Source organism: Streptomyces bottropensis ATCC 25435 (assembly GCF_000383595.1).
Taxonomy (GTDB): domain Bacteria; phylum Actinomycetota; class Actinomycetes; order Streptomycetales; family Streptomycetaceae; genus Streptomyces; species Streptomyces bottropensis.
Genome location: NZ_KB911581.1, coordinates 7,930,742 through 7,955,072, shown reverse-complemented (window position 1 = coordinate 7,955,072; position 24,331 = coordinate 7,930,742). Strand labels below are relative to the sequence as shown.

Sequence of the window (24,331 nt, the reverse complement as noted above, 5' to 3'; positions counted from 1 at the left end):
CAGGCTCACCCCATCAGCTCCCCGGGGTGGCGCCCGGGGCGTCGCCGTAGCCCTGGAGGCCGGCGGCGCGGCCCAGTTCGAGGTCGAGGGCCTCGCGGCGGATGCGCTGGTCGATGTAGAGCAGCACGGTGACGCCCGCGCTGATCGGGAAGGTGAGGGTGGATCCGATCACCGCACCGACGCCGCTGATGACGAGGTAGGTCCAGCCGAGTGTGGTGCCGCCTGTGGCGAGGAGGCCGGAGATGCCGTCCCCGTCCAGGGCCGCGCCCGCGAAGGAGAACGGGATCACGACGATCGACGCGATGATGTAGGCGATGATCGCGGCGAGGAGCTGGATGCCGAGGACCCGCCACCAGGAGCCGCGCACCAGCTTGACGGAGCGGCCGAGGGACTTCCGGACGCCCTGCTTCTCCAGCATCAGGGCGGGCGAGGCGAGCGAGAAGCGGATCATCAGCCACACGGTGAGGACGAAGCCGCCGAGTCCGCCGAAGAGGGCGAGGAGGACGCCTCCGCCGGTGGAGCCGCCGGCGGCGAGGAGGACGCCGGGCAGCACGCCGACGGTCATGATCAGGGCGGCGATCAGGAGCAGCAGGACGGTCAGCCCCGCCAGCCTGAGGAGCTGCGGGCGGGCGTCCCGCCAGGCCTCCGCGGTGGTCACCGACCTGCCGAGGACGGCGCGGCTGGTCACGGTCGTGAGCAGGGCCGTCGCGATGATGGTGCCCAGCAGGGAGATCACCATGACGACGGACGTGCTCAGCAGGGTGTCGCCCAGGGCGCGGCCCAGTTCACCGGGGGTGGCGCTGGGGTCGTTGAGGGCGTCGGCGCTCGCGGTGTCGTCGAGGACGAACCCCTGGAGCAGGATGACTCCGATCTGGGTGAGGACCGCGACGGCCAGGGAGATGCCGAGGACCGTGCGCCAGTGCGTGCGCATGGTGGAGACCGCGCCGTCCAGGATCTCGCCGATGCCGAGCGGGCGCAGCGGGATCACGCCGGGCTTGGCCGCGGGCGGGGGTCCGCCCCAGCCGCCGCCCCAGCCGGGAGTGCCGTGACCGGGGGCGCCGTAGCCGGGCCGGCCGCCGGGGCCGGGGTGCTGGGATCCGGGGTGGCCGCCCCAGCCCGGGCCGGGCGGTGGTGGCGGGGTCCGGCCGGGGGCCTGCGGGGTGGGAGCGGACCACTGGGCGGGCGGCGGCTGCTCCTTGGACCACTTGGACTGCGGGGGTGTCTGGTCGGCGCCGGTGTGGTCCGCGGGCCGCGTGCGGTCGGCTTCGGCCCGGTCCGCCGGCTGCGCGGAGTCCTGGTGGTCCGGTTCCTGGCCGCCGGAGGGGGCGGATCCGGGCGAGGCCCAGCCCGGAGTGTCCTTCATCGTCGCTCCTTCACGGTGCTCGTCCGCGGTCGCGGCGGCGGGTTGGCGCCCATCGTGCCACGCGGTCTCCGCGAAGTGACCGGGGGCCGTATCCGCTGCGCACCTTCAATTGTCCGACGGATACGGGGCAGACTGACCGCATGGCTGATCAGTACGCGCAATCCGGCGACGGCACCCGGCCGACCGGGATACCGGCGATCCGATGGGACGAGCCGCCCGAGGGCCCCGTCCTCGTCCTCCTCGACCAGACGAGACTTCCGGCCGAGGAGGTCGAGCTGGTGTGCACGGACGCGCCCGCGCTGGTGGAGGCGATCCGTGTCCTCGCCGTGCGCGGGGCGCCGTTGCTGGGGATCGCCGGGGCGTACGGCGTCGCGCTCGCCGCCGTACGCGGGTTCGACGTGGAGGACGCCGCCGAGGCGCTGGAGGGCGCCCGGCCCACCGCGGTGAACCTCGCGGTGGGTGTGCGCCGGGCGCGGGCCGCGCACCGGGCCGAGCTCGGCCGGACGGGCGACCAGAAGCGGGCCGCCGAGGCGGCGCTCGCCGCCGCGCGGGCGCTGCACCGGGAGGACGCCGAGGCCAGCTCCCGGATGGCCGCGCACGGTCTGGCGCTGCTCGACGAGCTGCTGCCGGGCGGCGGGCACCGGGTGCTCACGCACTGCAACACCGGGGCGCTGGTGTCGGGCGGCGAGGGCACGGCGTTCGCGGTGGCGCTGGCCGCGCACCGGGTGGGGCGGCTGCGGAGGCTCTGGGTGGACGAGACGCGGCCGTTGCTGCAGGGTGCCCGGTTGACCGCCTATGAGGCGGCGCGCAGCGGAATGGCGTACACCTTGCTCACGGACAATGCCGCGGGCTCGCTGTTCGCGGCCGGAGAGGTGGACGCGGTGCTGGTGGGCGCCGACCGGATCGCCGCCGACGGATCGGTGGCGAACAAGGTCGGGACCTATCCGCTCGCGGTGCTCGCCCGGTACCACCACGTGCCGTTCATCGTGGTGGCGCCGCTGACGACGGTGGATGTGGACACCCCGGACGGGGCGTCCATAGAGGTGGAACAGCGCGCGGGGCACGAGGTGACGGAGATCACGGCACCTCAGGTCCCGAGGGCGGGAGCAGAGGCGGGAGGTGGGATCGCGGTGGCACCCCTGGGGACCCAGGCGTACAACCCGGCGTTCGACGTGACGCCGCCCGAGTTGGTGACGGCGATCGTCACCGAGGAAGGGGCTGTGTCGCCCGTGACCGCTGATGCGCTTGCCGAGCTGTGTGACAGGTCACGCCAGGTAACGATTTAGTTAATGGGATGATGGCATTCATGAAGGGACGAGTCCTTGTCGTCGACGACGACACCGCACTGGCCGAGATGCTCGGCATTGTGTTGCGTGGTGAAGGTTTTGAGCCGTCTTTCGTAGCCGACGGCGACAAGGCGCTGGCCGCGTTCCGTGAGGCCAAACCGGATCTGGTGCTGCTGGATCTGATGCTGCCGGGCCGGGACGGGATCGAGGTGTGCCGTCTGATCAGGGCGGAGTCCGGGGTGCCGATCGTGATGCTCACGGCCAAGAGCGACACCGTCGATGTGGTGGTCGGCCTGGAGTCGGGCGCGGATGACTACATCGTGAAGCCGTTCAAGCCGAAGGAGCTGGTGGCCCGGATCCGGGCACGTCTGCGGCGGTCGGAGGAACCGGCGCCGGAGCAGCTCGCCATAGGTGACCTGGTCATCGACGTGGCCGGGCACTCGGTGAAGCGTGAGGGGCAGTCGATCGCGCTGACGCCGCTGGAGTTCGATCTGCTGGTCGCGCTGGCGCGCAAGCCGTGGCAGGTGTTCACCCGGGAGGTCCTGCTGGAGCAGGTCTGGGGGTACCGCCACGCGGCGGACACCCGTCTGGTGAACGTGCATGTGCAGCGGCTGCGCTCCAAGGTGGAGAAGGACCCGGAGCGGCCGGAGATCGTGGTGACCGTCCGTGGTGTCGGATACAAGGCAGGGCCCAGCTGACATGTCCGGTGACAGTGCCGCTTCGGCGCCCGGCCAGCCGGGGACCCGCGCGGAGCGGCCTGTCGGCCGGAAGACGTCGGGTTCCGGATGGGGGCGTCTGCTGGAGGGCGGATTGCTCCAGGGCGGAGTCCAGGGCAGCCCGGTCCTGAGGCTGTTCATGCGCTGGGTGCGCCGCCCGTTGCTGCCCGTGATGCGGTTGTGGCGGCGCAACATCCAGCTCAGGATCGTCGTGACGACGCTGCTGATGTCGCTCAGCGTCGTGTCGCTGCTGGGTTTCGTCGTCATCGGGCAGGTCCGCAACGGACTGCTGGACGCCAAGGTCAAGGCCTCGCAGAGCCAGGCCGCCGGCGGCTTCACGGTCGCCGAGCAGCGGGCCGACAGCGAGGCGAGCGCGGCCGGGAACGACAACCCGGACCCGGACGGCGACCGGGTGCAGAACGTCGTCGAGTGGATGACGACCCTGGTGAATTCGCTCTCCAGCGGTGGCCAGGGCGCGTTCGACGTCGTGACGCTCAGTCCCGCCTCCGCCGACGGCGAGACCGGCGGGCTCGGACCGCGTGTCTCCGGTGGTGTGCAGTGGGACCTCAGCGTGCCCGTGGAGCTGCGCGAGCGCGTCGACGACGGCACGAGCGCCGTCCAGAGCTACACGCGGATCTACTACGACAACGGCGAGGCGTCCGAGCCGGGGCTGATCATCGGCAAACAGGTCAGCGACCCCAACAGCGAGCCGTACCAGCTGTACTACCTCTTCCCGCTCACCCAGGAGGAGAAGTCCCTGAGCCTGGTCAAGGGGACGCTCGCGACGGCCGGGCTGTTCGTCGTCGTGCTGCTCGGGGCCATCGCCTGGCTCGTGGTGCGGCAGGTCGTCACGCCCGTGCGGATGGCGGCCGGGATCGCCGAGCGGCTGTCCGCCGGTCGGCTGCAGGAACGGATGAAGGTCAGCGGCGAGGACGACATCGCGCGGCTCGGCGAGGCCTTCAACAAGATGGCGCAGAACCTGCAGCTGAAGATCCAGCAGCTGGAGGACCTGTCACGGATGCAGCGGCGGTTCGTCTCCGACGTGTCGCACGAGCTGCGTACGCCGCTGACGACCGTCCGGATGGCGGCGGACGTCATCCATGACGCGCGCGTGGACTTCGATCCGATCACCGCGCGGTCGGCCGAGCTGCTCGCCGACCAGTTGGACCGGTTCGAGTCGCTGCTCGCGGACCTGCTGGAGATCAGCCGGTTCGACGCGGGCGCGGCGGCTCTGGAGGCCGAGCCGATAGACCTGCGCGAGGTCGTGCGGAAGGTCGTCAGCGGGGCTGAGCCGCTCGCGGAGCGCAAGGGGACGCGGATACGGGTGCTGGGGGACCAGCAGCCCGTCGTGGCCGAGGCCGACGCCCGGCGGGTGGAGCGGGTGCTGCGCAACCTCGTGGTCAACGCCGTGGAGCACGGCGAGGGCAAGGACGTCGTGGTCAAGCTCGCGGCGGCGGGCGGCGCGGTCGCGGTCGCGGTGCGCGACCACGGCGTGGGACTGAAGCCGGGGGAGGCGACGCGGGTCTTCAGCCGTTTCTGGCGGGCGGACCCGGCACGCGCGCGTACCACCGGTGGTACGGGGCTGGGGCTGTCCATCGCCCTGGAGGACGCCCGGCTGCACGGGGGCTGGCTGCAGGCGTGGGGCGAGCCGGGCGGCGGTTCGCAGTTCCGGCTCACCCTGCCGAGGACGGCGGACGAGCCGCTGCGCGGGTCCCCGATACCCCTGGAGCCGAAGGACTCCCGGCGCCACCGTGGACTCAACGACGCGGGTCTGCCGCTCGCGGGCGGCGGCAAGCTCGCCACGGTGCCGGTGCAGGCCGGTGAGCCGGGGGTCGCGAGGACGGCCATAGGGCCCCGGTCGGGCGCCGGACAGGCTCCCACGGCGGATCCGACGGCACTGCCGGGCAACGGCGCGCGCGTGGTGCCCCGGCCGGGCGTACCGTCCGCGACGCCGTCCGCGACACCGCCTCCGGCATCGCCTGTGGCTCCGCCCCCGCGGCGGTCCGACGGCGGTGCGGGACGGGCCGAGAAGAGGCCGACCGAGAGTGATCCGGAGCGGCAGCACGACCAGGGGGAGGCATTCCGTGGGCGCTGACCGCGTGGAAGGCGGCCGTAGGCGTCCGACGAGGGCGGCCGTGCGGATCGGGAGTGCCGGCGTCTGTGCCGTCCTGCTGGCGGGGTGCGCCTCGATGCCGGACAGCGGCGACATGCGTGATGTCGAGTCCACCCCGAGGCCGGACTCGCCGGTGCGGGTCTTCGCGCTGCCGCCCGCCGAGGACGCCGAGCCGCAGGAGATCGTGCAGGGCTTCCTGGAAGCGCTGACCAGCGACGACCTCAGGTACGAGACCGCACGCAAGTACCTGACCGGCGACGCGGCCAAGGACTGGGATCCGGGTGAGTCGACCACGGTCCTCGCCGAGGCCCCGACCCCCTACACCCCGGCCACGGGGGACCGGCCCGACGACGACGTATACCGGTACGAGCTGTCCGGCGAACGGGTCGCCCGGGTCGACGAGCAGCACGCGTACACGCCCACCAGCGGCGAGTACCGCAGGCAGGTGCACCTCACGCGCGTGAAGGACACCGGGCAGTGGCGCATCGACCGGCTGCCGTCGGGTGTGGTGCTCGGCCGGTCGGACTTCGAACGCAACTACAAGTCCATCAACAAGTACTACTTCACCTCCGCCGCGCAGTCCGGTGAGCCGGGGACCGTCGCCGACCCGGTCTATGTGCGCAGCCAGGTCGACCCGGTGACGCAGGTGGTCCGCGACCTGTTGCAGGGCCCCACCAGCTGGCTCAACCCGGTCGCGAGGACGAGCTTCCCGTCCGGTACGGCCCTGAGGAAGGGCACCAGGGCGCTGACGCCCGACGACCAGAACAGGCTGGTCGTGCCGCTGAACAAGAAGGCCGACCACGTCTCGGCGAGCCGGTGCAAGGAGATGGCCGCCCAGCTCCTGTTCACCTTGCAGGACTACATGCCCACGGGTGTGGACGAGGTGGAGCTGCAGGGGTCGACCGGCGCGCAGTTGTGCGTGCTCGGCGAGAGCACGGTCGACGAGGTCGTCGCCTCGCACGACTTCGGCAAGACCGCGGAGTTCGAGTACTTCATCGACGGCGACCACAAGCTCGTACGGCTGTCCGGGCGGGGCGTGGCGACCACGCCGACGGCCGTTCCCGGCGCGCTCGGTGACGGCGAGAAGCAGTTGCGCTCCGCCGCCGTCTCGCGTGACGAGGAGCGGGCGGCCGGTGTGTCGGCCGACGGGAGCGAGCTGTACGTGGCGCCGCTGACGGCGGGTTCCTCGGTCGGCGACCCGGTGCTGAGCAGCGCCGGTGCCACCGCGAAGGACCGGCTGACGACTCCCAGTTGGGACGGTCGGGGCGATCTGTGGGTGGCGGACCGCGACCCGGAGAAGCCCCGGCTGCTCGTCCTGGCGGACGGCATGGGTGAGCCGCTGGAGGTCAGGACGCCCAACCTCGACGGGCGGATCGAGGCGGTCCGGGTGGCCGCCGACGGGGTGCGGGTGGCGCTGATCCTGAAGAGCGAGGGCAAGCGGGCGCTGTACATCGGGCGCATCGAGCGGGACGCGGACGCGGAGAGCACCACCGTCTCGATCGTCGAACTGCGGTCCGTGACACCGGACCTGGAGGACGTCACCGCCATGTCGTGGGCGGGCGACAGCCAACTCGTGGTCGTGGGGCGCGAATCCGGCGGCGTGCAGCAGATGCGGTACGTCCGGGTCGACGGCTCCCCCGCACCGGGTTCCGGGCCCTCCGCGCTCACGGGTGTGGAGGAGATCGCCGCGTCCGAGGACGAGAGCCAGCCGCTGGTCGCGCACTCGGCCGACGGGATCGTCCGGCTGTCCCCGGGGGAGCAGTGGCAGACGGTCGTCAAGGAAGGGTCGGCGCCGGTCTATCCGGGGTGAGGTCGGGGAGCGGGCGGGGGCGGGGTCTCAGGGTCGCCGGGTGGCCCTGCCGGCCCTCGCCCGTCGCACAGTGCCTTTGACCCGTTGTGCTTCCGCACTCGGTGCCGCGGTCCCTCGGTCTCCCCGCCCCTCGGCCGCGCCTCGTTCACGGCCCCTCGCCCTCGTTCTTCAGGCGCTCGTCATTCGTGTGGGTGACAACCCCTTTGCGGTCGCGGTGAGTTGTCCACAGGCGGTTGTCCACAGGGGTGGCAGGTTTTCGTGTGCGTCGGCACAGTGGTGGGCATGCGGGGGTGGTGGCGGGACCTCACGGATCTGGTGCTGCCGGCCGAGTGCGGAGGGTGCGGGAGGCTTCGCGCGGTGCTCTGCCCGGAGTGCCGCGCGGCTCTGACCGGAGCCGCGCCGTGCCGGGTGCGACCGGTGCCGGAGCCGACGGGGCTGCCCGTGGTGCACGCGGCGGCGCCGTACGAGGACGCGGTGCGGGCCACGCTGATCGCGCACAAGGAACGGGGTGCGCTGGCACTCGCCGGACCGCTCGGCACGGCCTTGGCAGGGGCCGTACGGGCGGGTGGAGCGGGTGGTGGCGGGCCGGTGGTGCTGGTCCCGGTGCCGTCCGCGCGGCGGGCGGTGCGGGCGCGGGGGCACGACCCGGCGCGGCGGATCGCGCTCGCGGCCGCCGGGGAGCTGCGGCGCACCGGGACACCGGCCCGGGTCGCCGGGGTGCTGCGGCAGCGGCGGGCCGTGGCCGACCAGGCGGGGCTGGACTCCCGGCAGCGGCTGGAGAACCTCGCGGGTGCACTGGAGGTGGCCGCCGGGGGTACCCCACTGCTGGACGGGGGCGCGATCGTGCTCGTGGACGACCTGATGACGACGGGTGCCTCGCTCGCGGAGGCGGCCCGGGCGGTTCGGGCGGCCCGGGGCGGGCATGCGGCCCGGACGGGTGAACGCGTTGCGGAAGGGAAGCCGGAGGAGGCGGTGCGAACACAGGGGGTGACGGGAATGACGGGTGCGGGCGGTGCCGGAGACGGCATCGGCGCGGCGGTGGTCGCCGCGCCACCCGACTCCTTCGAAATAAACCGGAACTGACAGAGAACTTGCATCGTTGCAGGTAATGAAAGGGCTATTTCACCTGAACGGAGGTACGCCCCAGTAGAGGGTGACGACATCCGGCCGGGCGAGATATGTTCGGTTGTGAGGGAATGGCCCCGGCCGTTCACCACATATCCGAATGCTGCGCTGCGGCTTTTCCGAATCACCCCGCGGTGGTGGGTGGAGATCTTGTCCACGGGGGAGGAGGAGGTGGAAGTCACCGAGTCCGCGGTTCCGGGAGCCACCGGAACCTGGTGCACAAGGGAGATGCTCCGCCAGTGGAGCGGAGCGATCCGGGAACGGAGTTCTGCGTGGACATCGTCGTCAAGGGCCGCAAGACCGAGGTGCCCGAGCGGTTCCGCAAGCACGTGGCCGAGAAGCTGAAGCTGGAGAAGATCCAGAAGCTCGACGGCAAGGTGATCAGCCTCGACGTCGAGGTGTCCAAGGAGCCCAACCCCCGACAGGCCGACCGCAGTGACCGGGTGGAGATCACGCTCCACTCCCGCGGGCCGGTGATCCGGGCCGAGGCAGCGGCAAGCGATCCGTATGCGGCGCTCGACCTGGCGGCGGACAAGCTGGAGGCCCGGCTGCGCAAGCAGCACGACAAGCGTTACACGCGCCGTGGCGCGCGCAGGCTCACTGCCGCGGAGGTCGCCGACCACGTCCCCGGCGTGGCCACCCTCAACGGCAATGGATACGTCGCCGACGAGGAGAAGACGGACGGCGTGCCCACCAAGAAGATCGGTTCGCTGGAGGTGAAGGGGGAAGGTCCCCTCATCGTCCGCGAGAAGACCCACGTCGCATCTCCGATGACCCTCGACCAGGCTCTCTACGAGATGGAACTGGTCGGGCACGACTTCTACCTCTTCGTCGACTCCGAGACCAAGGAACCGAGTGTCGTCTACCGGCGGCACGCCTACGACTACGGCGTCATCCACCTCAGCACGGACCCGATGGTCGCCCAGGCGCACGCGGACGCCCCGGGCGGCGCGCTCGGCGGCTGAGCGCGCCGGGTTGACAGCGGGCCGGTGCCCCTGGAGCGCTTGTGCGCCCCCAGGGGCACCGGTGTGCGACCCCTTGCGGCCCGCTCTGTCACCGCAGGGCGGGCCGGGCATGAAATCATGGCCGAACCGGCCCCAACCGGGGGGCCGTTGCCTTGGGTTGGCAATGGCACAGAAACACAGGCCACGGCCTTCAGGGGGAGGAACGATGGCGGACAGCAGTTTCGGACCGATGCGTGACGAGGATGCCGACGACGGCTCCGCCGGCATGGACTCCACCTCCGGCTCCTCGCGGGAGCCGATCCGGGTCCTCGTCGTCGACGACCACGCGCTTTTCCGCCGCGGCCTGGAGATCGTGCTCGCCGCCGAGGAGGACATCCAAGTCGTCGGCGAGGCCGGTGACGGGGCGGAGGCGGTCGACAAGGCCGCGGACCTGCTGCCCGACATCGTGCTGATGGACGTACGGATGCCCAAACGCGGCGGTATCGAGGCGTGCACCTCCATCAAGGAGGTGGCCCCCAGCGCGAAGATCATCATGCTGACGATCAGTGACGAGGAGGCCGACCTCTACGACGCGATCAAGGCGGGGGCGACCGGTTATCTCCTCAAGGAGATCTCCACGGACGAGGTGGCCACGGCCATTCGCGCCGTCGCCGACGGACAGTCGCAGATCAGCCCCTCGATGGCGTCGAAGCTGCTCACCGAGTTCAAGTCCATGATCCAGCGGACGGACGAGCGGCGCCTCGTGCCGGCGCCGCGGCTGACGGACCGGGAACTGGAAGTGCTCAAGCTCGTGGCGACCGGAATGAACAACCGGGACATCGCCAAGGAGCTGTTCATCTCCGAGAACACCGTGAAGAACCATGTGCGCAACATCCTGGAGAAGCTGCAACTGCACTCCAGGATGGAGGCCGTGGTCTACGCGATGCGGGAGAAAATCCTCGAAATCCGCTGAGGATCTGCGGATCTGAGGATCAGGAAAGCGCGCGCACCAGTTCCCGCGTCAGTGGCTCGCGCAGCTCGGGAGCGTCCACCCGCTCCACGCGCACGTCCGTGCAGTCCACCCAGGTCGCCGCTTCCAGAAGGGCCTGGGCCACGGCCGGGACGGCCTTGGGTCCGTCGAGGGTGACCTGTTTGGCGACCAGGGTGCGGCCGTCACGGGCGGGGTCGACACGGCCGACGAGCCGGCCCCCGGCGAGGACCGGCATCGCGAAGTAGCCGTGGACGCGCTTCTGTTTGGGGACGTAGGCCTCCAGGCGGTGGGTGAAGCCGAAGATGCGCTCCGTGCGGGCCCGCTCCCAGATCAGGGAGTCGAACGGGGACAGGAGCGTGGTGCGGTGGCGGCCGCGCGCGGGCGTCGCCAGCGCCGCCGGGTCGGCCCAGGCCGGCTTGGCCCAGCCCTCCACCGTCACCGGGACCAGGCCCGAGTCGGCGACCACCGCGTCGAACTGCTCGCCCTTGAGGCGGTGGTAGTCGGCGATGTCCGCGCGGGTGCCGACGCCCAGGGCCTCACCGGCCAGACGGACCAGGCGGCGTACGCACTCCGTGTCGTCCAGGTCGTCGTGCAGCAGGGTCTTCGGGACGGCGCGCTCGGCGAGGTCGTACACCCGCTTCCAGCCGCGGCGCTCCACGCAGACCACCTCGCCGTGCATCAGGGCGCGTTCGACGGCGACCTTCTCGCCGGACCAGTCCCACCACTCGCTGGTGCGCTTCGCGCCGCCCAGCTCCGTGGCCGTGAGAGGGCCCTCGTCGCGCAGCTGTTTGATGACGCGCTCGTAGGCGCCGTCCGGGAGTTGGTGGCCCCACTGGGGGCGGGCGCGGTAGGCGCGGCGGCGGAAGGCGAAATGGGGCCACTCCTCGATGGGGAGGATGCAGGCGGCGTGGGACCAGTACTCGAAGGCGTGCGTGTCCGTCCAGTAGGCGCGGTCGACCGTGGTGCGGCCCACGGCGCCGAGACGGGCGTACGGGATGAGTTCGTGGGAGCGGGCGAGGACCGAGATGGTGTCGAGCTGGACCGCGCCCAGGTGTCGCAGCACGCCGCGGACGCCGGATCTGCGGTCCGGGGCGCCGAGGAAGCCCTGCGCCCGGAGGGCGATTCTGCGGGCCTCGTCTGCGGTGAGTTCTGTGGCGGGGCGCGGGAGGGAGGTCATGCTCCGCAGGGTAGGGGAGGGGACTGACAGGCGGGGCTGAGCTGGGGATACGGGACGCCTGGGGCTCGCCCCGGCATTCGCCCCGGCACCCGGCGGGGCGTCGGGGCGTCGGGGTCAGGACGGTGCCGGTACGTACGGCGTCGTCGAGGGCAGGCCCAGGTCCGAGGGGAGCAGGGAGGCCATCCAGCAGTCGCGGCGGACCCCGTTGTTGTCGAGGCCGGCCCTGAGGGTGCCCTCGAAGGTGAAGCCGGTGTGTTCGGCCACCGCGCGGGAGGCGGCGTTGCCCACTTCGGCGCGCCATTCGAGGCGGTCGAGGGCGAGCGTGGTGAACGACCAGTGGGCGGCGGCGCGGGTGGCCTCGGTGACGTAGCCGTTGCGGCGGTGCTCCCTGGTCGCCCAGAAGCCGATCTCGCCGGTGCCCGGGGAGCGCATGGTGATGCCGAGCATCCCCGCCAGCTCCCCGGTGGGCAGGAAGAGGCCGAAGGTGAACATCGAGGCGGTGGCCCAGCCTTCGGGAACGGCCCGCTCGACGAAACCCTCGGCGTGCTCACGCGAGTACGGCGAGGGGATCGTGGTCCAGCGCTGGATGTCAGGGTCCTGCGCGGCCGCGTACACCGTGGCGGTGTCGCGCCGGTCCACGGTGCGCAGCACCAGGCGCTCGGTGCTCAGGGTGACGGGTTCCATCGGGCGATTCTGCTCGGTGGAACGCGGTGGCGCCATCCTGTTCGTGGCCATCCCCCAGGGGGCGTTCCCCGGGCGGCGCGGCGGCGCGTTGCGTGAGCAGGCGGTCACGATTCGCCGCATTTCGTCGGCGGAACACGGCACCATCGGTGTCGCCTGCCCGTTGTCCTGGTGAGCTGTCACCGCCAGACCTCCCGGCACGCCGGGGTCCTCGCTTACGATGGCCGTTGCTCAAGCTGTGATTCAAGACTGTCAACTGTCATTGAAACCGACCCTCCCCAGGCCCGACCGGCAAGGAGACAAACCCCCGTGTCCGTCCTCTCGAAGATCATGCGTGCAGGCGAAGGCAAAATCCTGCGCAAGCTGCACCGCATCGCGGACCAGGTCAACTCCATCGAAGAGGACTTCGTCGACCTCTCCGACGCCGAGCTGCGCGCCCTCACCGAGGAGTACAAGCAGCGGTACGCCGACGGTGAGAGCCTCGACGACCTGCTCCCCGAGGCGTTCGCCACCGTCCGCGAGGGCGCCAAGCGCGCCCTCGGCCAGCGGCCCTACGACGTGCAGATCATGGGCGGCGCCGCCCTCCACCTCGGCTATGTCGCCGAGATGAAGACCGGCGAGGGCAAGACCCTCGTCGGCACACTGCCCGCGTATCTGAACGCGCTGTCCGGCGAAGGCGTCCACCTGATCACGGTCAACGACTACCTGGCCGAGCGCGACTCCGAGATGATGGGCCGCGTCCACAAGTTCCTGGGTCTGAGCGTCGGCTGCATCCTCGCCAACATGACGCCGGCCCAGCGCCGCGAGCAGTACGCCTGCGACATCACCTACGGCACGAACAACGAGTTCGGCTTCGACTACCTCCGCGACAACATGGCGTGGTCCAAGGACGAGCTCGTCCAGCGCGGCCACAACTTCGCGATCGTCGACGAGGTCGACTCCATCCTCGTCGACGAGGCCCGTACGCCGCTGATCATCTCCGGCCCGGCCGACCAGGCCACCAAGTGGTACGGCGACTTCGCCAAGCTGGTCACGCGCCTGAAGAAGGGCGAGCCCGGCAACCCCCTCAAGGGCATCGAGGAGACCGGCGACTACGAGGTCGACGAGAAGAAGCGCACGGTCGCCATCCACGAGGCCGGTGTCGGCAAGGTCGAGGACTGGCTGGGCATCGACAACCTCTACGAGTCGGTGAACACCCCTCTGGTGGGCTACCTGAACAACGCCATCAAGGCCAAGGAGCTCTTCAAGAAGGACAAGGACTACGTCGTCATGGACGGCGAGGTCATGATCGTCGACGAGCACACCGGCCGTATCCTCGCCGGCCGCCGCTACAACGAGGGCATGCACCAGGCGATCGAGGCGAAGGAAGGGGTGGACATCAAGGACGAGAACCAGACGCTCGCCACGATCACCCTGCAGAACTTCTTCCGCCTCTACAAGCGCCACGACCACAACGGCAAGGAACAGCCCGGTCTGTCCGGCATGACCGGTACGGCGATGACCGAGGCCGCCGAGTTCCACCAGATCTACAAGCTCGGTGTCGTCCCGATCCCGACCAACCGGCCGATGGTCCGCAAGGACCAGTCCGACCTGATCTACCGCACCGAGGTCGCGAAGTTCGAGGCGGTGGTCGACGACATCGTCGAGAAGCACGAGAAGGGCCAGCCGATCCTCGTCGGTACGACGTCGGTCGAGAAGTCCGAGTACCTGTCGCAGCAGCTGAGCAAGCGGGGCGTCCAGCACGAGGTGCTCAACGCCAAGCAGCACGACCGGGAGGCGACCATCGTCGCCCAGGCCGGCCGCAAGGGCGCCGTCACCGTGGCCACGAACATGGCCGGCCGCGGTACGGACATCAAGCTCGGCGGCAACCCCGACGACCTCGCCGAGGCGGAGCTGCGCCAGCGCGGCCTCGACCCCGAGGAGCACATCGAGGAGTGGGCGCACGCCCTGCCCGAGGCCCTCGCCAAGGCCGAGGAAGCGGTCAAGACGGAGTTCGAGGAGGTCAAGGAGCTCGGCGGGCTCTACGTCCTCGGCACCGAGCGGCACGAGTCCCGGCGTATCGACAACCAGCTGCGCGGTCGTTCCGGCCGTCAGGGCGACCCCGGCGAGTCCCGGTTCTACCTGTCGCTGGGCGACGACCTGATGAGACTCTTCAAGGCCCAGATGGTCGAGCGTGTGATGTCCATGGCGAATGTGCCGGACGACGTCCCGATCGAGAACAAGATGGTCACCCGCGCGATCGCCTCCGCCCAGTCGCAGGTCGAGCAGCAGAACTTCGAGACCCGGAAGAACGTCCTCAAGTACGACGAGGTCCTCAACCGGCAGCGCGAGGTCATCTACGGCGAGCGGCGCCGCGTCCTGGAGGGCGAGGACCTGCAGGAGCAGATCCAGCACTTCATGGACGACACCATCGACGCGTACATCACCGCCGAGACCGCCGAGGGTTTCGCCGAGGAGTGGGACCTCGACCGGCTGTGGGGCGCCTTCAAGCAGCTCTACCCGGTGAAGGTCACCGTCGAGGAGCTGGAGGAGGCCGCCGGGGACCGGGCCGGGCTGACCGCCGAGTTCATCGGCGAGTCGATCAAGGACGACATCACCGAGCAGTACCGGGCGCGCGAGGAGCAGCTCGGCTCCGAGATCATGCGTGAGCTGGAGCGCCGGGTGGTTCTGTCGGTGCTGGACCGCAAGTGGCGCGAGCACCTCTACGAGATGGACTACCTCCAGGAGGGCATCGGCCTGCGCGCGATGGCGCAGAAGGACCCGCTGGTGGAGTACCAGCGCGAGGGCTTCGACATGTTCACCGCCATGATGGAGGGCATCAAGGAGGAGTCCGTCGGCTACCTGTTCAACCTGGAGGTCCAGGTCGAGCAGCAGGTCGAGGAGGTCCCGGTCGAGGACTCCAAGCCGTCCCTGGACAAGAGCGACGCCGTGCCGGCCCAGGCGGGTGCGTCCCGGCCGGAGATCCGCGCCAAGGGGCTGGAGGCCCCGCAGCGCCGTGACCGTCTGCACTTCTCCGCGCCCACCGTCGACGGCGAGGGCGGCATCGTGGAGGGCGATCTCCCCGACGACGAGCCCATCCGCTCCGAGGCGGACGGTCTCACCCGCGCGGAGCGTCGCAAGCAGCAGGGGAAGACCAGCCGCCGCCGCAAGAAGTAGGGGGCGGGCCCCGACACCGGCGCGCTGGGCGCCCGGGGGACGTGGGCTGTGAGGCTGTGAGTCCGTGAGGGCCGGGCATCTTCGGGTGCCCGGCCCTCGTGCGTGGCGGCCTCGGTTCGGGAGCGCCGCCGCCGGGTGTCGTGGCCGCCTGGTGCCGTAACCGCCGTTCAGTCCTCGTCGTCCGGGTGGGGGAGCCTCGGGCCGCCGAGTTCCACCGCCGTGCAGCGCCAGCGGTGGTCGGGGCCGTGTTCCAGGCGGAAGGCCATGGCGCGCAGACGGTCGCCCGCGCCGATCCGGGCGAAGACCTCCAGGGCGCCCGGGCCCGCCACGTAGTAGCCGATGTCACGGACGACGGGGTGCGCGCCGTGGGGGACGCGCAGGGTGCCGTGCTCGGCGAGCCAGGCCAGTTCGTCGTAGGCGCGTCCCGCGGTGTGGCGCAGCATGCTGTGGACTGGGCGGCGGCCGCTCAGTACGGCCAGGAGGAGGTCGGCGAAGCGGTCGGTGGGGCGGGGGTGGGGGTGGACGGGTCCGGCGGCGGCCTCCGAGGGGGCCGTGCGGGCCGGATGCGGGAGCGCGGGCGCCGCGGAGCGGGGCGCCGACGGACGGCCGTCTCCCGGGGTCGTGCGGGCCGGGGGGCGGCCCGGGCGGCGGGTGTCGTGGCGGACGGGCGGGCGGGTGCCGGGGGTGCGCTTGGTCCTGGTCATGACCTTGTTCATAGGAAATCCCCGTTCGTCGGTGAGGCCGCCGGGTACCAGTCGGTAACTTGGCGATGGGGATCTTGTACGAGGCCGGAGGGGGCCGTGGCAAGGAAGCGGGGGCTGTCGGCGGGGGCCCGGGAATGTTCACCTATCAGGGTGACGGGGAGGGGGTCCGGCCCGGTGGGGCGGGGGTGTACCGGGTGAGGTGGCGGGCCCCGGGTGGACGCGTCCGGAGGGCTGGGCGGGCGCTCGAAAGGGGACGCCCGCACGTATCCTGAAGGCCCTCCGGAGGCTTCGCGGGGCCTTCGCGGCGAGCCGGGACGCGTCGCGGGAACGGACCGTCGGACCGTCCCGCAACGGACCGTCGGACCATCCCGCCGAAACGCTCCGGGGCGCTCCGAGATCACGACTACGAAAGCGGCCAGCCATGCGCGTCTACGTCCCCCTGACCCTTCCCGGGCTCGCCGAGGCGTACAAGACGGGTGAGCTGGGGGAGGGGGCGTTCGTCGCGTACGCCGTCACCCCGGCTCTGCGGGAGTGGTATCTCTCCGACGACATCGAGGAGCTGGAGTACGCGGCGCTGAACCGGGCGGCGCTCGCGTCGTTGCGGCTGGTGGCCGTGGATCCGGGGGCCGCACGGCGGCGGGTCGTCGTCGCGGTGGACGTGGCCGACCGGGACGCGGTGGCCGATCCCGACCGGGGGCTCGACCCGGTGGCGCTCGGGGAGGTGCGGGTGGCCGGGCCCGTGCCGTTGAGCAAGGCGGCGGCGGTGCACGTCGACTCGGCCGAGGCCGAGGAGGAGGTCGGGGAGGCCGCGGACGCGTTGGGGGCGGCGGATCAGGGGGACGACGACGCGCAGTTCATCGTGGACGGGGCGGACGATCACGAGCTGCTCTGGTACGCGACGCAGGAGATCCCGAACCTCGTGGGGTTGGGGGGCTGATCCTGCCGCGGCCGGGGCCCGGGGCGCCGGCGGGGGCACGAGCGCCCTCGCCCGGGTGCCGCCCGTCGTTCTCGGTCGGGTCGGTGTGCGGCGCCCCTTGCCGAGGCCGGCCGGGGGCGGTTTCGCTGGCCGGCGCTTGCCGGGCGCCGCCGCCCCCACCCGTGCCGCCCCTGGCGGCACGATCGCCCGCAGTGTGTGGGGATGGCCAGGGGACCGGCGCCGAGAGCGCGTGGCCGTGCGCAGGCGGGCAACGGTGGCGCCGAGCGCGGCAGTGACGGCGGCGGCGTCCAGCGGGTCGGCCGCCGAGCGCGGCGTGGCTGTGCGCAGGTGGGCGGGGCGGCGGTGGCGCCGAGCGCGGCTGTCGGCGGTGACGGCGGCGGCGTGACTGTGTGTCGCTCGGCCGGTGGCGGTCCTTGTGGGTGGTGGGAATGCGTTGTCGGTGGTGAAGGGTAGTTTTTGGAGATGGGGATGAACGGAGTCGGGGCGCACATCGTCTGGGACTGGAACGGGACCTTGTTGAACGACAACGAGGCGATCATCGGGGCGACCAACGCGGCGTTCGCGGAGTTGGGGATCGAGCCGATCACGCTGGAGCGGTACCGGGAGCTGTACTGCGTGCCGGTGCCGAAGTTCTACGAGCGGCTGATCGGACGGCTGCCCTCGGACGAGGAGTGGGAGGCCATGGACGTGGTCTTCCACCGGTACTACGCGGAGCACCGGGTCGCCTGCGGGCTGACCGAGGGGGTGCCGGGGCTGCTCACCGAGTGGCTCTCGGCGGGCCGCAGCCAGTCCATCCTCAGCATGTACGTGCACGAGGAACTGGTCCCGCTGGTCCGGGGCTTCGGGATCGAGCCGCACTTCGTCCGGGTCGACGGTCGCACCGGACCCTCCGGAGGCAGCAAGGCCGAGCACATGGTGCGCCACCTGCGCCGGCTCGTGGGCGTGGAGCCGAGACGGACCGTGGTGATCGGGGACGCCGCCGACGACGCCGTCGCCGCCCGGCACGTGGGTGCGCAGGCCGTGCTCTACACCGGGGGTTCCCACAGCAGGGCCAGCCTGGAGTGGGTCGGGGTGCCCGTCGTGGACACCCTGGAGGAGGCCGTCGAGGAGGCCGGGCGGCTGGCCGCGTAGCGGTCGGCTCGGCGCCCGCGTCCTGGGCCCCGTCCTCTCACGTCACCGGCGCCTTCGCCCGCAGCACCGCCAGGAACTCCCGCATCCAGCCGGAGTGGTCCGGCCAGGCGCGGGCGGAGACCAGGGTGCCGTCGACGACGGTCTCGGCGTCCTGGAAGGTGGCGCCGGCGGCCTGCATGTCGAGTTCGAGCGCCGGGTAGGCGGTGACGCGGCGGCCGCTCAGGGCGTCCACGGCGGCGGTGAGCAGCGGGCCGTGGCAGATCTGGGCGACCGGCTTGTCGGTGTCGAAGAAGGACTTGAGGATCTTGCGCAGCTCGGGGTCGTTGCGGAGGTACTCGGGGGCCCGCCCGCCGGGGACGACGACGGCGACGTACTGACCGGGGTCGACCTCGGAGAAGGCCAGGTCGGCGGGCCAGGAGTAGCCGGGCTTCTCGGTGTAGGTGTCGTAGCCCGCCTCGAAGTCGTGGACGACGAACCGGAGCTTCTTGCGGCTCGGGGCCGCGATGTGGACCTCGTACCCCTCCTCGCGGAGGCGTTGGTAGGGGTACAGGACCTCCAGCGACTCCGCCGCGTCGCCGGTCACGATCAGGATCTTGGCCGTCATGGTGGGCTCCCCTCGGTACCGCAGGGCTTCTTCGTCAGGCTATGGCCTCCTGGGCAACGTGCATCCGGGGTGAAGACCTGCCAAGGGGGTGTGCGGATTCCGGGGGCGACGAAAGCGCGTATAGGCTCGGTTGCGCGGAGGTAAGCTCAAAAGTGCGCGATGGGTACTGTGCAGAACGTCAAAGTTCGACCCCCTGTTTTGTACACATACGGCTCATGACGTGCCCCCCGTCCGGAGGGATAGCCTTGTGGCGTGATCAGCGCGATAGTTCGTGGGGACCTCGTCGTCCCTGCCCTGCGCCCGGTGAGCACGGACGACATCCGTGTCCGGGCGGCGGTCGCTGGTCCTCGCGGGCGGGAGGGAGCCACCAGGGCTCCCGGGACGCCGGGTACACCCACGGACGACGCGATGCCGAGAGCAGCGTCACATCCCTGTCGGGTACCGAGAATGGCTGATTACCCCCCGCTCGTCTCACCCTGCGGCATAGCGTCGAAGCAGACCGGACACCCCGTGTCGTGGTGGCGCGTCGGAGGGCACGAGTTCGTACTTCCTTCTACGTCACGCAACGGCGCGCGACAGGAGCCAGAGGACAATGCAGACCAAGCTGGACGAAGCCAAGGCCGAGCTGCTCGAACGGGCCGCCCGGGTAGCTGAGAACAGCCCGGTCGGGGGGTATCTACCGACTGGGAAGACGAGCGAGAGCACGTCCGACATCCCGGACCACGACACCGTGCTCGCGTTCCTCCAGCGCTACTACCTGCACACCGCCCCGGAGGACCTGAGCGGCCGTGACCCGGTCGACGTCTTCGGAGCCGCCCACTCCCACTACCGACTGGCCGAGAACCGCCCCCAGGGCACGGCCAACGTGCGGGTGCACACCCCGACCGTCGAGGAGAACGGCTGGACCTGCAGCCACTCCGTCGTCGAGGTCGTCACCGACGACATGCCCTTCCTCGTCGACTCCGTGACCAACGAGCTGTCACGGCAGGGGCGCGGCATCCACGTCGTCATCCACCCCCAGGTCGTCGTCCGACGGGACATCACCGGCAAGCTCGTCGAGCTGATCATCGAGCCGGACGCCGTCGCCGCGGCGGCCGCGGCCGTGGCCGCCGGTGAGGCGCTGCCGCACGACGCGCACATCGAGTCCTGGATCCACGTCGAGATCGACCGCGAGACCGACCGGGCGGACCTCAAGCAGATCAACAACGACCTGCTGCGCGTCCTGTCCGACGTCCGCGAGGCCGTCGAGGACTGGGAGAAGATGCGGGACGCGGCGGTCCGGATCGCCGACGGGCTGCCCGCCGAGCACACCGCCGACGACCTGCGCACGGAGGAGGTGGAGGAGGCCCGCGAGCTGCTGCGCTGGCTCGCCGACGACCACTTCACCTTCCTCGGGTTCCGGGAGTACGAGCTGCGCGAGGACGACTCCCTCACCGCCGTCGCCGGCACCGGGCTCGGCATCCTGCGCTCCGACCCGCACCACGCCGGGGAGGACCGGCACCCCGTCAGCTCCTCCTTCGAGCGGCTGCCCGCCGACGCCCGTGCCAAGGCCCGTGAGCACAAGATCCTCGTCCTGACGAAGGCCAACAGCCGCGCCACCGTCCACCGGCCGTCCTACCTCGACTACGTGGGCGTGAAGAAGTTCGACGCCGAGGGCAACGTGATCGGTGAGCGGCGCTTCCTCGGCCTGTTCTCCTCCGCCGCCTACACCGAGTCCGTGCGCCGGGTGCCCGTCGTCCGCCGCAAGGTCGAGGACGTCCTGCGGGGCGCCGGATTCTCGCCCAACAGCCACGACGGGCGCGACCTCCTCCAGATCCTGGAGACCTACCCGCGCGACGAACTGTTCCAGACCTCGGCCGACGAACTGCGGTCCATCGTCACCTCCGTGCTCTACCTCCAGGAGCGCCGGCGGCTGCGGCTCTACCTGCGCCAGGACGAGTACGGGCGCTACTACTCCGCCCTCGTCTACCTCCCGCGCGACCGCTACACCACCGGCGTACGCCTCAGGATCATCGACATCCTGAAGGAGGAACTGAACGGCATCAGCGTCGACTTCACCGCCTGGAACACCGAGTCGATCCTCTCCCGGCTGCACTTCGTGGTCCGCGTCCAGCCCGGCACCGAACTGCCGCACCTCAGCGACGCCGACAAGGAACGCCTGGAGGCCAAGCTCGTCGAGGCCGCCCGCTCCTGGTCGGACGGGTTCGCCGAGGCGCTCAACGCCGAGGTCGGCGAGGAGCGCGCGGCCGAGATGCTGCGCAAGTACGGCAACGCGATCCCCGAGGGGTACAAGGCCGACCACAACCCCCGCTCGGCCGTCGCGGACCTCGTCCGCCTCGAAGCGCTCGACCAGGACGAGGACTTCGAGCTGAGCCTGTACGAGCCGGTGGGCGCCGCGCCCGACGAGCGCCGGTTCAAGATCTACCGCAAGGGCGGCTCGGTCTCGCTCTCCGCGGTGCTGCCCGTCCTCAACCGCATCGGCGTCGAGGTCATCGACGAGCGGCCGTACGAACTGCGCTGCGCGGACCGGACGACCGCGTGGATCTACGACTTCGGGCTGCGGATGCCGAGGCAGCAGGCCGGCAGCGTGGACTACGCCGGGGACGACGCCCGGGAGCGGGTGCAGGAGGCCTTCGCCGCCACCTGGACCGGACAGGCCGAGAACGACGGGTTCAACGCGCTCGTGCTGAGCGCGGGCCTGACCTGGAGGCAGGCCGTGGTGCTGCGCGCGTACGCCAAGTACCTGCGGCAGGCGGGGTCCACGTTCAGCCAGGACTACATGGAGGACACCCTCCGCAACAACGTCCACACCACCCGGTTGCTCGTATCGCTGTTCGAGGCGCGGATGTCGCCGGACCGGCAGCGGGCCGGGCGGGAGATCGTCGACGCGCTCCTCGAAGAGGTCGACGCGGCGCTCGACCAGGTGGCGAGCCTCGACGAGGACCGCATCCTGCGGTCGTTCCTGACCGTCATCAAGGCGACGCTGCGCACCAACTTCTTCCAGGAGGCGGCCGGCGGCAGGCCGCACGACTACGTCTCCATGAAGTTCGACCCGCAGGCCATCCCCGATCTGCCGGCCCCGCGTCCGGCGTACGAGATCTGGGTGTACTCGCCGCGCGTCGAGGGCGTGCACCTCAGGTTCGGCAAGGTCGCCCGCGGCGGGCTGCGCTGGTCGGACCGGCGCGAGGACTTCCGCACCGAGATCCTGGGCCTGGTCAAGGCACAGATGGTCAAGAACACCGTCATCGTGCCCGTCGGCGCCAAGGGCGGCTTCGTCGCCAAGCAGCTGCCCGACCCGTCGGTGGACCGGGACGCCTGGCTCGCCGAGGGCATCCGCAGCTACAAGACCTTCATCTCCGCGCTGCTCGACATCACCGACAACATGGTCGCGGGCGAGGTCGTCCCGCCGTCGGACGTCGTCCGGCACGACGGGGACGACACCTATCTCGTCGTCGCCGCCGACAAGGGCACCGCGACCTTCTCCGACATCGCCAACGAGGTCGCCGAGAGCTACAACTTCTGGCTCGGGGACGCCTTCGCCTCCGGCGGCTCGGCCGGCTACGACCACAAGGGCATGGGCATCACCGCCCGCGGAGCCTGGGAGTCGGTCAAGCGGCACTTCCGGGACATGGGCGTCGACACGCAGTCCGAGGACTTCACGGTCGTCGGCATCGGTGACATGTCCGGTGACGTGTTCGGCAACGGCATGCTGCTCAGCGAGCACATCCGGCTCGTCGCCGCCTTCGACCACCGGCACATCTTCATCGACCCCAGCCCCGACGCGGCCACCTCCTACGCCGAGCGCCGCCGGGTCTTCGAGCTGCCCCGCTCCAGCTGGGCCGACTACGACACCGATCTGATCTCCACCGGCGGCGGCGTCTTCCCGCGCACCGCCAAGGCGATCCCGATCAACGGCCACATCCGGGACGTCCTCGGCATCGAGGACAAGGTCGCCAAGATGACCCCGGCCGACCTGATGAAGGCGATCCTCAAGGCGCCGGTCGACCTGCTGTGGAACGGCGGCATCGGCACGTACGTGAAGGCCTCGACCGAGTCGCACGCCGACGTCGGCGACAAGGCCAACGACGCCATCCGGGTCGACGGCGCCGACCTGCGCGTCCAGGTCGTCGGCGAGGGCGGCAACCTCGGGCTGACCCAGCTGGGCAGGATCGAGTTCGCGCAGAAGGGCGGGCGCGTCAACACCGACGCCATCGACAACAGCGCGGGCGTGGACACCTCCGACCACGAGGTGAACATCAAGATCCTGCTCAACGGCCTGGTCGCGGACGGCGACATGACCGTCAAGCAGCGCAACAAGCTGCTCGCCGAGATGACCGACGAGGTCGGCCGCCTCGTCCTGCGCAACAACTACGCGCAGAACACGGCGATCGCCAACGCCCTCGCCCAGTCCAAGGACATGCTCCACGCCCAGCAGCGCTTCATCCGCCACCTGGTCAGGGAAGGGCGCCTCGACCGGGCGCTCGAATTCCTGCCCACCGACCGGCAGATCCGCGAGCGCCTGGGCACCGGGCAGGGGCTCACCGGCCCCGAGACGGCCGTCCTCCTCGCCTACACGAAGATCACGGTCGCCGAGGAGCTGCTGCACACCTCGCTGCCGGACGACCCGTATCTGCGCAAGCTGCTGCACGCGTACTTCCCGGCCGCGCTGCACGAGCGGTTCCCGGAGCGGGTCGAGAGCCACCCGCTGAGCCGCGAGATCGTCACGACCGTGCTGGTCAACGACACGGTCAACACGGGCGGTACGAGCTTCCTGCACCGGCTGCGGGAGGAGACCGGGGCGTCGCTGGAGGAGATCGTCCGGGCGCAGACCGCGTCCCGCGCGATCTTCGGGTCGGGCGAGGTGTGGGACGCCGTCGAGGGCCTGGACAACACGGTCGACGCGGCCGTCCAGACCCGGATCCGGCTGCACTCCCGCCGCCTCGTCGAGCGCGGCACGCGCTGGCTGCTCAACAACCGGCCGCAGCCGCTCCAGCTCAGCGAGACCATCCCGTTCTTCTCCGAGGGCGTCCATCTGGTCTGGGGCGAGCTGCCCAAGCTGCTGCGCGGCGCGGACCTGGAGTGGTACCAGAAGATCTACGACGAGCTGACGGGCGCGGGGGTCCCGGAGGAGCTGGCCACGCGGGTCGCGGGCTTCTCCTCGGCCTTCCCGACGCTCGACATCGTCGCCGTCGCGGACCGGGTCGGCCGGGCGCCGATGGAGGTCGCCGAGGTGTACTACGACCTCGCCGACCGGCTGAGCATCACCCAGCTGATGGACCGCATCATCGAGCTGCCGCGTGCCGACCGCTGGCAGTCCATGGCCCGTGCGGCGATCCGTGAGGACCTGTACGCGGCCCACGCGTCCCTCACCGCCGAGGTGCTCTCCGCGGGCAACGGCTCCTCCACGCCCGAGCAGCGCTTCAAGGTGTGGGAGCAGAAGAACGCGGCACTGCTGGGCCGGGCGCGCACGACCCTGGAGGACATCCAGACCTCCGACGCGTTCGACCTCGCCAACCTGTCGGTGGCGATGCGGACGATGAGGACGCTGCTGCGCAGCCACTCGTAGACGGTACGCGAAGGGGGCCCCACGGCT

17 protein-coding genes are annotated in these 24,331 nt (G+C 71.0%); 12 read left to right on the top strand and 5 right to left on the bottom strand.

Annotation, left to right across the window (positions count from 1 at the left end; all coding sequences use genetic code 11):
• Positions 1–13: 13 nt before the first annotated feature.
• Entirely contained in the window at positions 14–1,363 is a 1,350-nt protein-coding gene (locus STRBO_RS0135175) for a DUF7847 domain-containing protein (RefSeq protein WP_005486887.1), read from the bottom strand.
• A 140-nt stretch (positions 1,364–1,503) separates the two neighbouring features.
• On the opposite strand from STRBO_RS0135175, the gene mtnA reads away from it, so the two are divergent.
• From mtnA to STRBO_RS0135140, 7 genes are all read left to right on the top strand, one after another.
• Complete coding sequence (mtnA, locus tag STRBO_RS0135170) at positions 1,504–2,649, top strand: S-methyl-5-thioribose-1-phosphate isomerase (protein WP_005486886.1); 1,146 nt, start codon at positions 1,504–1,506, stop codon at positions 2,647–2,649.
• Positions 2,650–2,657: 8 nt separating this feature from the next.
• Positions 2,658–3,347, top strand: coding sequence for a two-component system response regulator MtrA (mtrA, locus tag STRBO_RS0135165; RefSeq protein ID WP_189823911.1), 690 nt, complete (start codon positions 2,658–2,660; stop codon positions 3,345–3,347).
• Between the two features lies 1 nt (position 3,348).
• Positions 3,349–5,460, top strand: a complete 2,112-nt coding sequence (mtrB, locus tag STRBO_RS0135160; RefSeq protein ID WP_005486884.1) for an MtrAB system histidine kinase MtrB — start codon at positions 3,349–3,351, stop codon at positions 5,458–5,460.
• Entirely contained in the window at positions 5,450–7,288 is a 1,839-nt protein-coding gene (locus tag STRBO_RS0135155) for an LpqB family beta-propeller domain-containing protein (RefSeq protein WP_028797024.1), read from the top strand. The genes mtrB and STRBO_RS0135155 overlap by 11 nt, the downstream gene beginning before the upstream one ends.
• 282 nt (positions 7,289–7,570) lie before the next feature.
• Positions 7,571–8,371: a ComF family protein gene (locus tag STRBO_RS0135150; protein WP_037628028.1), complete on the top strand. Its 801-nt coding sequence runs from the start codon at positions 7,571–7,573 to the stop codon at positions 8,369–8,371.
• A 314-nt stretch (positions 8,372–8,685) separates the two neighbouring features.
• Entirely contained in the window at positions 8,686–9,378 is a 693-nt protein-coding gene (hpf, locus tag STRBO_RS0135145) for a ribosome hibernation-promoting factor, HPF/YfiA family (protein ID WP_020115584.1), read from the top strand.
• Positions 9,379–9,583: 205 nt separating this feature from the next.
• On the top strand, positions 9,584–10,330 hold the full coding sequence (locus STRBO_RS0135140) for a response regulator (protein WP_005486879.1): 747 nt from the start codon (positions 9,584–9,586) through the stop codon (positions 10,328–10,330).
• A 19-nt stretch (positions 10,331–10,349) separates the two neighbouring features.
• On the opposite strand, the gene STRBO_RS0135135 is transcribed toward STRBO_RS0135140, so the two are convergent.
• Together STRBO_RS0135135 and STRBO_RS0135130 are read right to left on the bottom strand one after the other, a co-directional pair.
• Positions 10,350–11,525: a winged helix-turn-helix domain-containing protein gene (locus STRBO_RS0135135; protein ID WP_005486878.1), complete on the bottom strand. Its 1,176-nt coding sequence runs from the start codon at positions 11,523–11,525 to the stop codon at positions 10,350–10,352.
• A 114-nt stretch (positions 11,526–11,639) separates the two neighbouring features.
• Positions 11,640–12,209 (bottom strand): GNAT family N-acetyltransferase, encoded by a 570-nt coding sequence (locus STRBO_RS0135130; RefSeq protein WP_005486876.1) that lies wholly within the window; start codon positions 12,207–12,209, stop codon positions 11,640–11,642.
• On the opposite strand from STRBO_RS0135130, the gene STRBO_RS43575 reads away from it, so the two are divergent.
• Complete coding sequence (locus tag STRBO_RS43575; protein ID WP_158690997.1) at positions 12,196–12,381, top strand: hypothetical protein; 186 nt, start codon at positions 12,196–12,198, stop codon at positions 12,379–12,381. The genes STRBO_RS0135130 and STRBO_RS43575 overlap by 14 nt on opposite strands.
• A gap of 134 nt (positions 12,382–12,515) precedes the next feature.
• Positions 12,516–15,362: a preprotein translocase subunit SecA gene (gene secA, locus STRBO_RS0135120; RefSeq protein WP_005486875.1), complete on the top strand. Its 2,847-nt coding sequence runs from the start codon at positions 12,516–12,518 to the stop codon at positions 15,360–15,362.
• A gap of 167 nt (positions 15,363–15,529) precedes the next feature.
• Here secA and STRBO_RS0135115 read toward each other — a convergent pair whose 3' ends face one another.
• Positions 15,530–16,078: an Rv3235 family protein gene (locus tag STRBO_RS0135115; protein ID WP_005486874.1), complete on the bottom strand. Its 549-nt coding sequence runs from the start codon at positions 16,076–16,078 to the stop codon at positions 15,530–15,532.
• Between the two features lie 409 nt (positions 16,079–16,487).
• On the opposite strand from STRBO_RS0135115, the gene STRBO_RS0135110 reads away from it, so the two are divergent.
• A complete protein-coding gene (locus STRBO_RS0135110; protein WP_005486873.1) occupies positions 16,488–17,003 on the top strand; it encodes a DUF6912 family protein in 516 nt (171 codons plus the stop codon).
• 462 nt (positions 17,004–17,465) lie between these two features.
• Positions 17,466–18,134: an HAD family hydrolase gene (locus STRBO_RS0135105; protein WP_005486872.1), complete on the top strand. Its 669-nt coding sequence runs from the start codon at positions 17,466–17,468 to the stop codon at positions 18,132–18,134.
• Positions 18,135–18,171: 37 nt separating this feature from the next.
• Here the strand turns inward: STRBO_RS0135105 and STRBO_RS0135100 are convergent, their stop codons facing one another.
• Positions 18,172–18,738 carry a DJ-1/PfpI family protein gene (locus STRBO_RS0135100; RefSeq protein WP_005486871.1) on the bottom strand — a complete coding sequence of 189 codons (567 nt, stop codon included), beginning with the start codon at positions 18,736–18,738 and terminating at the stop codon, positions 18,172–18,174.
• 592 nt (positions 18,739–19,330) lie between these two features.
• Here STRBO_RS0135100 and STRBO_RS0135095 point away from each other — a divergent pair.
• Complete coding sequence (locus tag STRBO_RS0135095) at positions 19,331–24,304, top strand: NAD-glutamate dehydrogenase (RefSeq protein WP_005486870.1); 4,974 nt, start codon at positions 19,331–19,333, stop codon at positions 24,302–24,304.
• Positions 24,305–24,331 lie beyond the last annotated feature (27 nt).

Bases quoted from the DNA above. Each gene is read 5' to 3' on its own strand.
- STRBO_RS0135135 (WP_005486878.1), bottom strand. From the start codon at position 11,525: ATGACCTCCCTCCCGCGCCCCGCCACAGAACTCACCGCAGACGAGGCC.
- mtrA (WP_189823911.1), top strand. From the start codon at position 2,658: ATGATGGCATTCATGAAGGGACGAGTCCTTGTCGTCGACGACGACACC.
- STRBO_RS0135150 (WP_037628028.1), top strand. From the start codon at position 7,571: ATGCGGGGGTGGTGGCGGGACCTCACGGATCTGGTGCTGCCGGCCGAG.
- STRBO_RS0135095 (WP_005486870.1), top strand. From the start codon at position 19,331: ATGCAGACCAAGCTGGACGAAGCCAAGGCCGAGCTGCTCGAACGGGCC.
- STRBO_RS0135105 (WP_005486872.1), top strand. From the start codon at position 17,466: ATGGGGATGAACGGAGTCGGGGCGCACATCGTCTGGGACTGGAACGGG.
- mtrB (WP_005486884.1), top strand. From the start codon at position 3,349: ATGTCCGGTGACAGTGCCGCTTCGGCGCCCGGCCAGCCGGGGACCCGC.
- STRBO_RS0135115 (WP_005486874.1), bottom strand. From the start codon at position 16,078: ATGAACAAGGTCATGACCAGGACCAAGCGCACCCCCGGCACCCGCCCG.
- STRBO_RS0135175 (WP_005486887.1), bottom strand. From the start codon at position 1,363: ATGAAGGACACTCCGGGCTGGGCCTCGCCCGGATCCGCCCCCTCCGGC.
- STRBO_RS0135130 (WP_005486876.1), bottom strand. From the start codon at position 12,209: ATGGAACCCGTCACCCTGAGCACCGAGCGCCTGGTGCTGCGCACCGTG.
- STRBO_RS0135100 (WP_005486871.1), bottom strand. From the start codon at position 18,738: ATGACGGCCAAGATCCTGATCGTGACCGGCGACGCGGCGGAGTCGCTG.
- STRBO_RS0135140 (WP_005486879.1), top strand. From the start codon at position 9,584: ATGGCGGACAGCAGTTTCGGACCGATGCGTGACGAGGATGCCGACGAC.
- STRBO_RS0135110 (WP_005486873.1), top strand. From the start codon at position 16,488: ATGCGCGTCTACGTCCCCCTGACCCTTCCCGGGCTCGCCGAGGCGTAC.
- mtnA (WP_005486886.1), top strand. From the start codon at position 1,504: ATGGCTGATCAGTACGCGCAATCCGGCGACGGCACCCGGCCGACCGGG.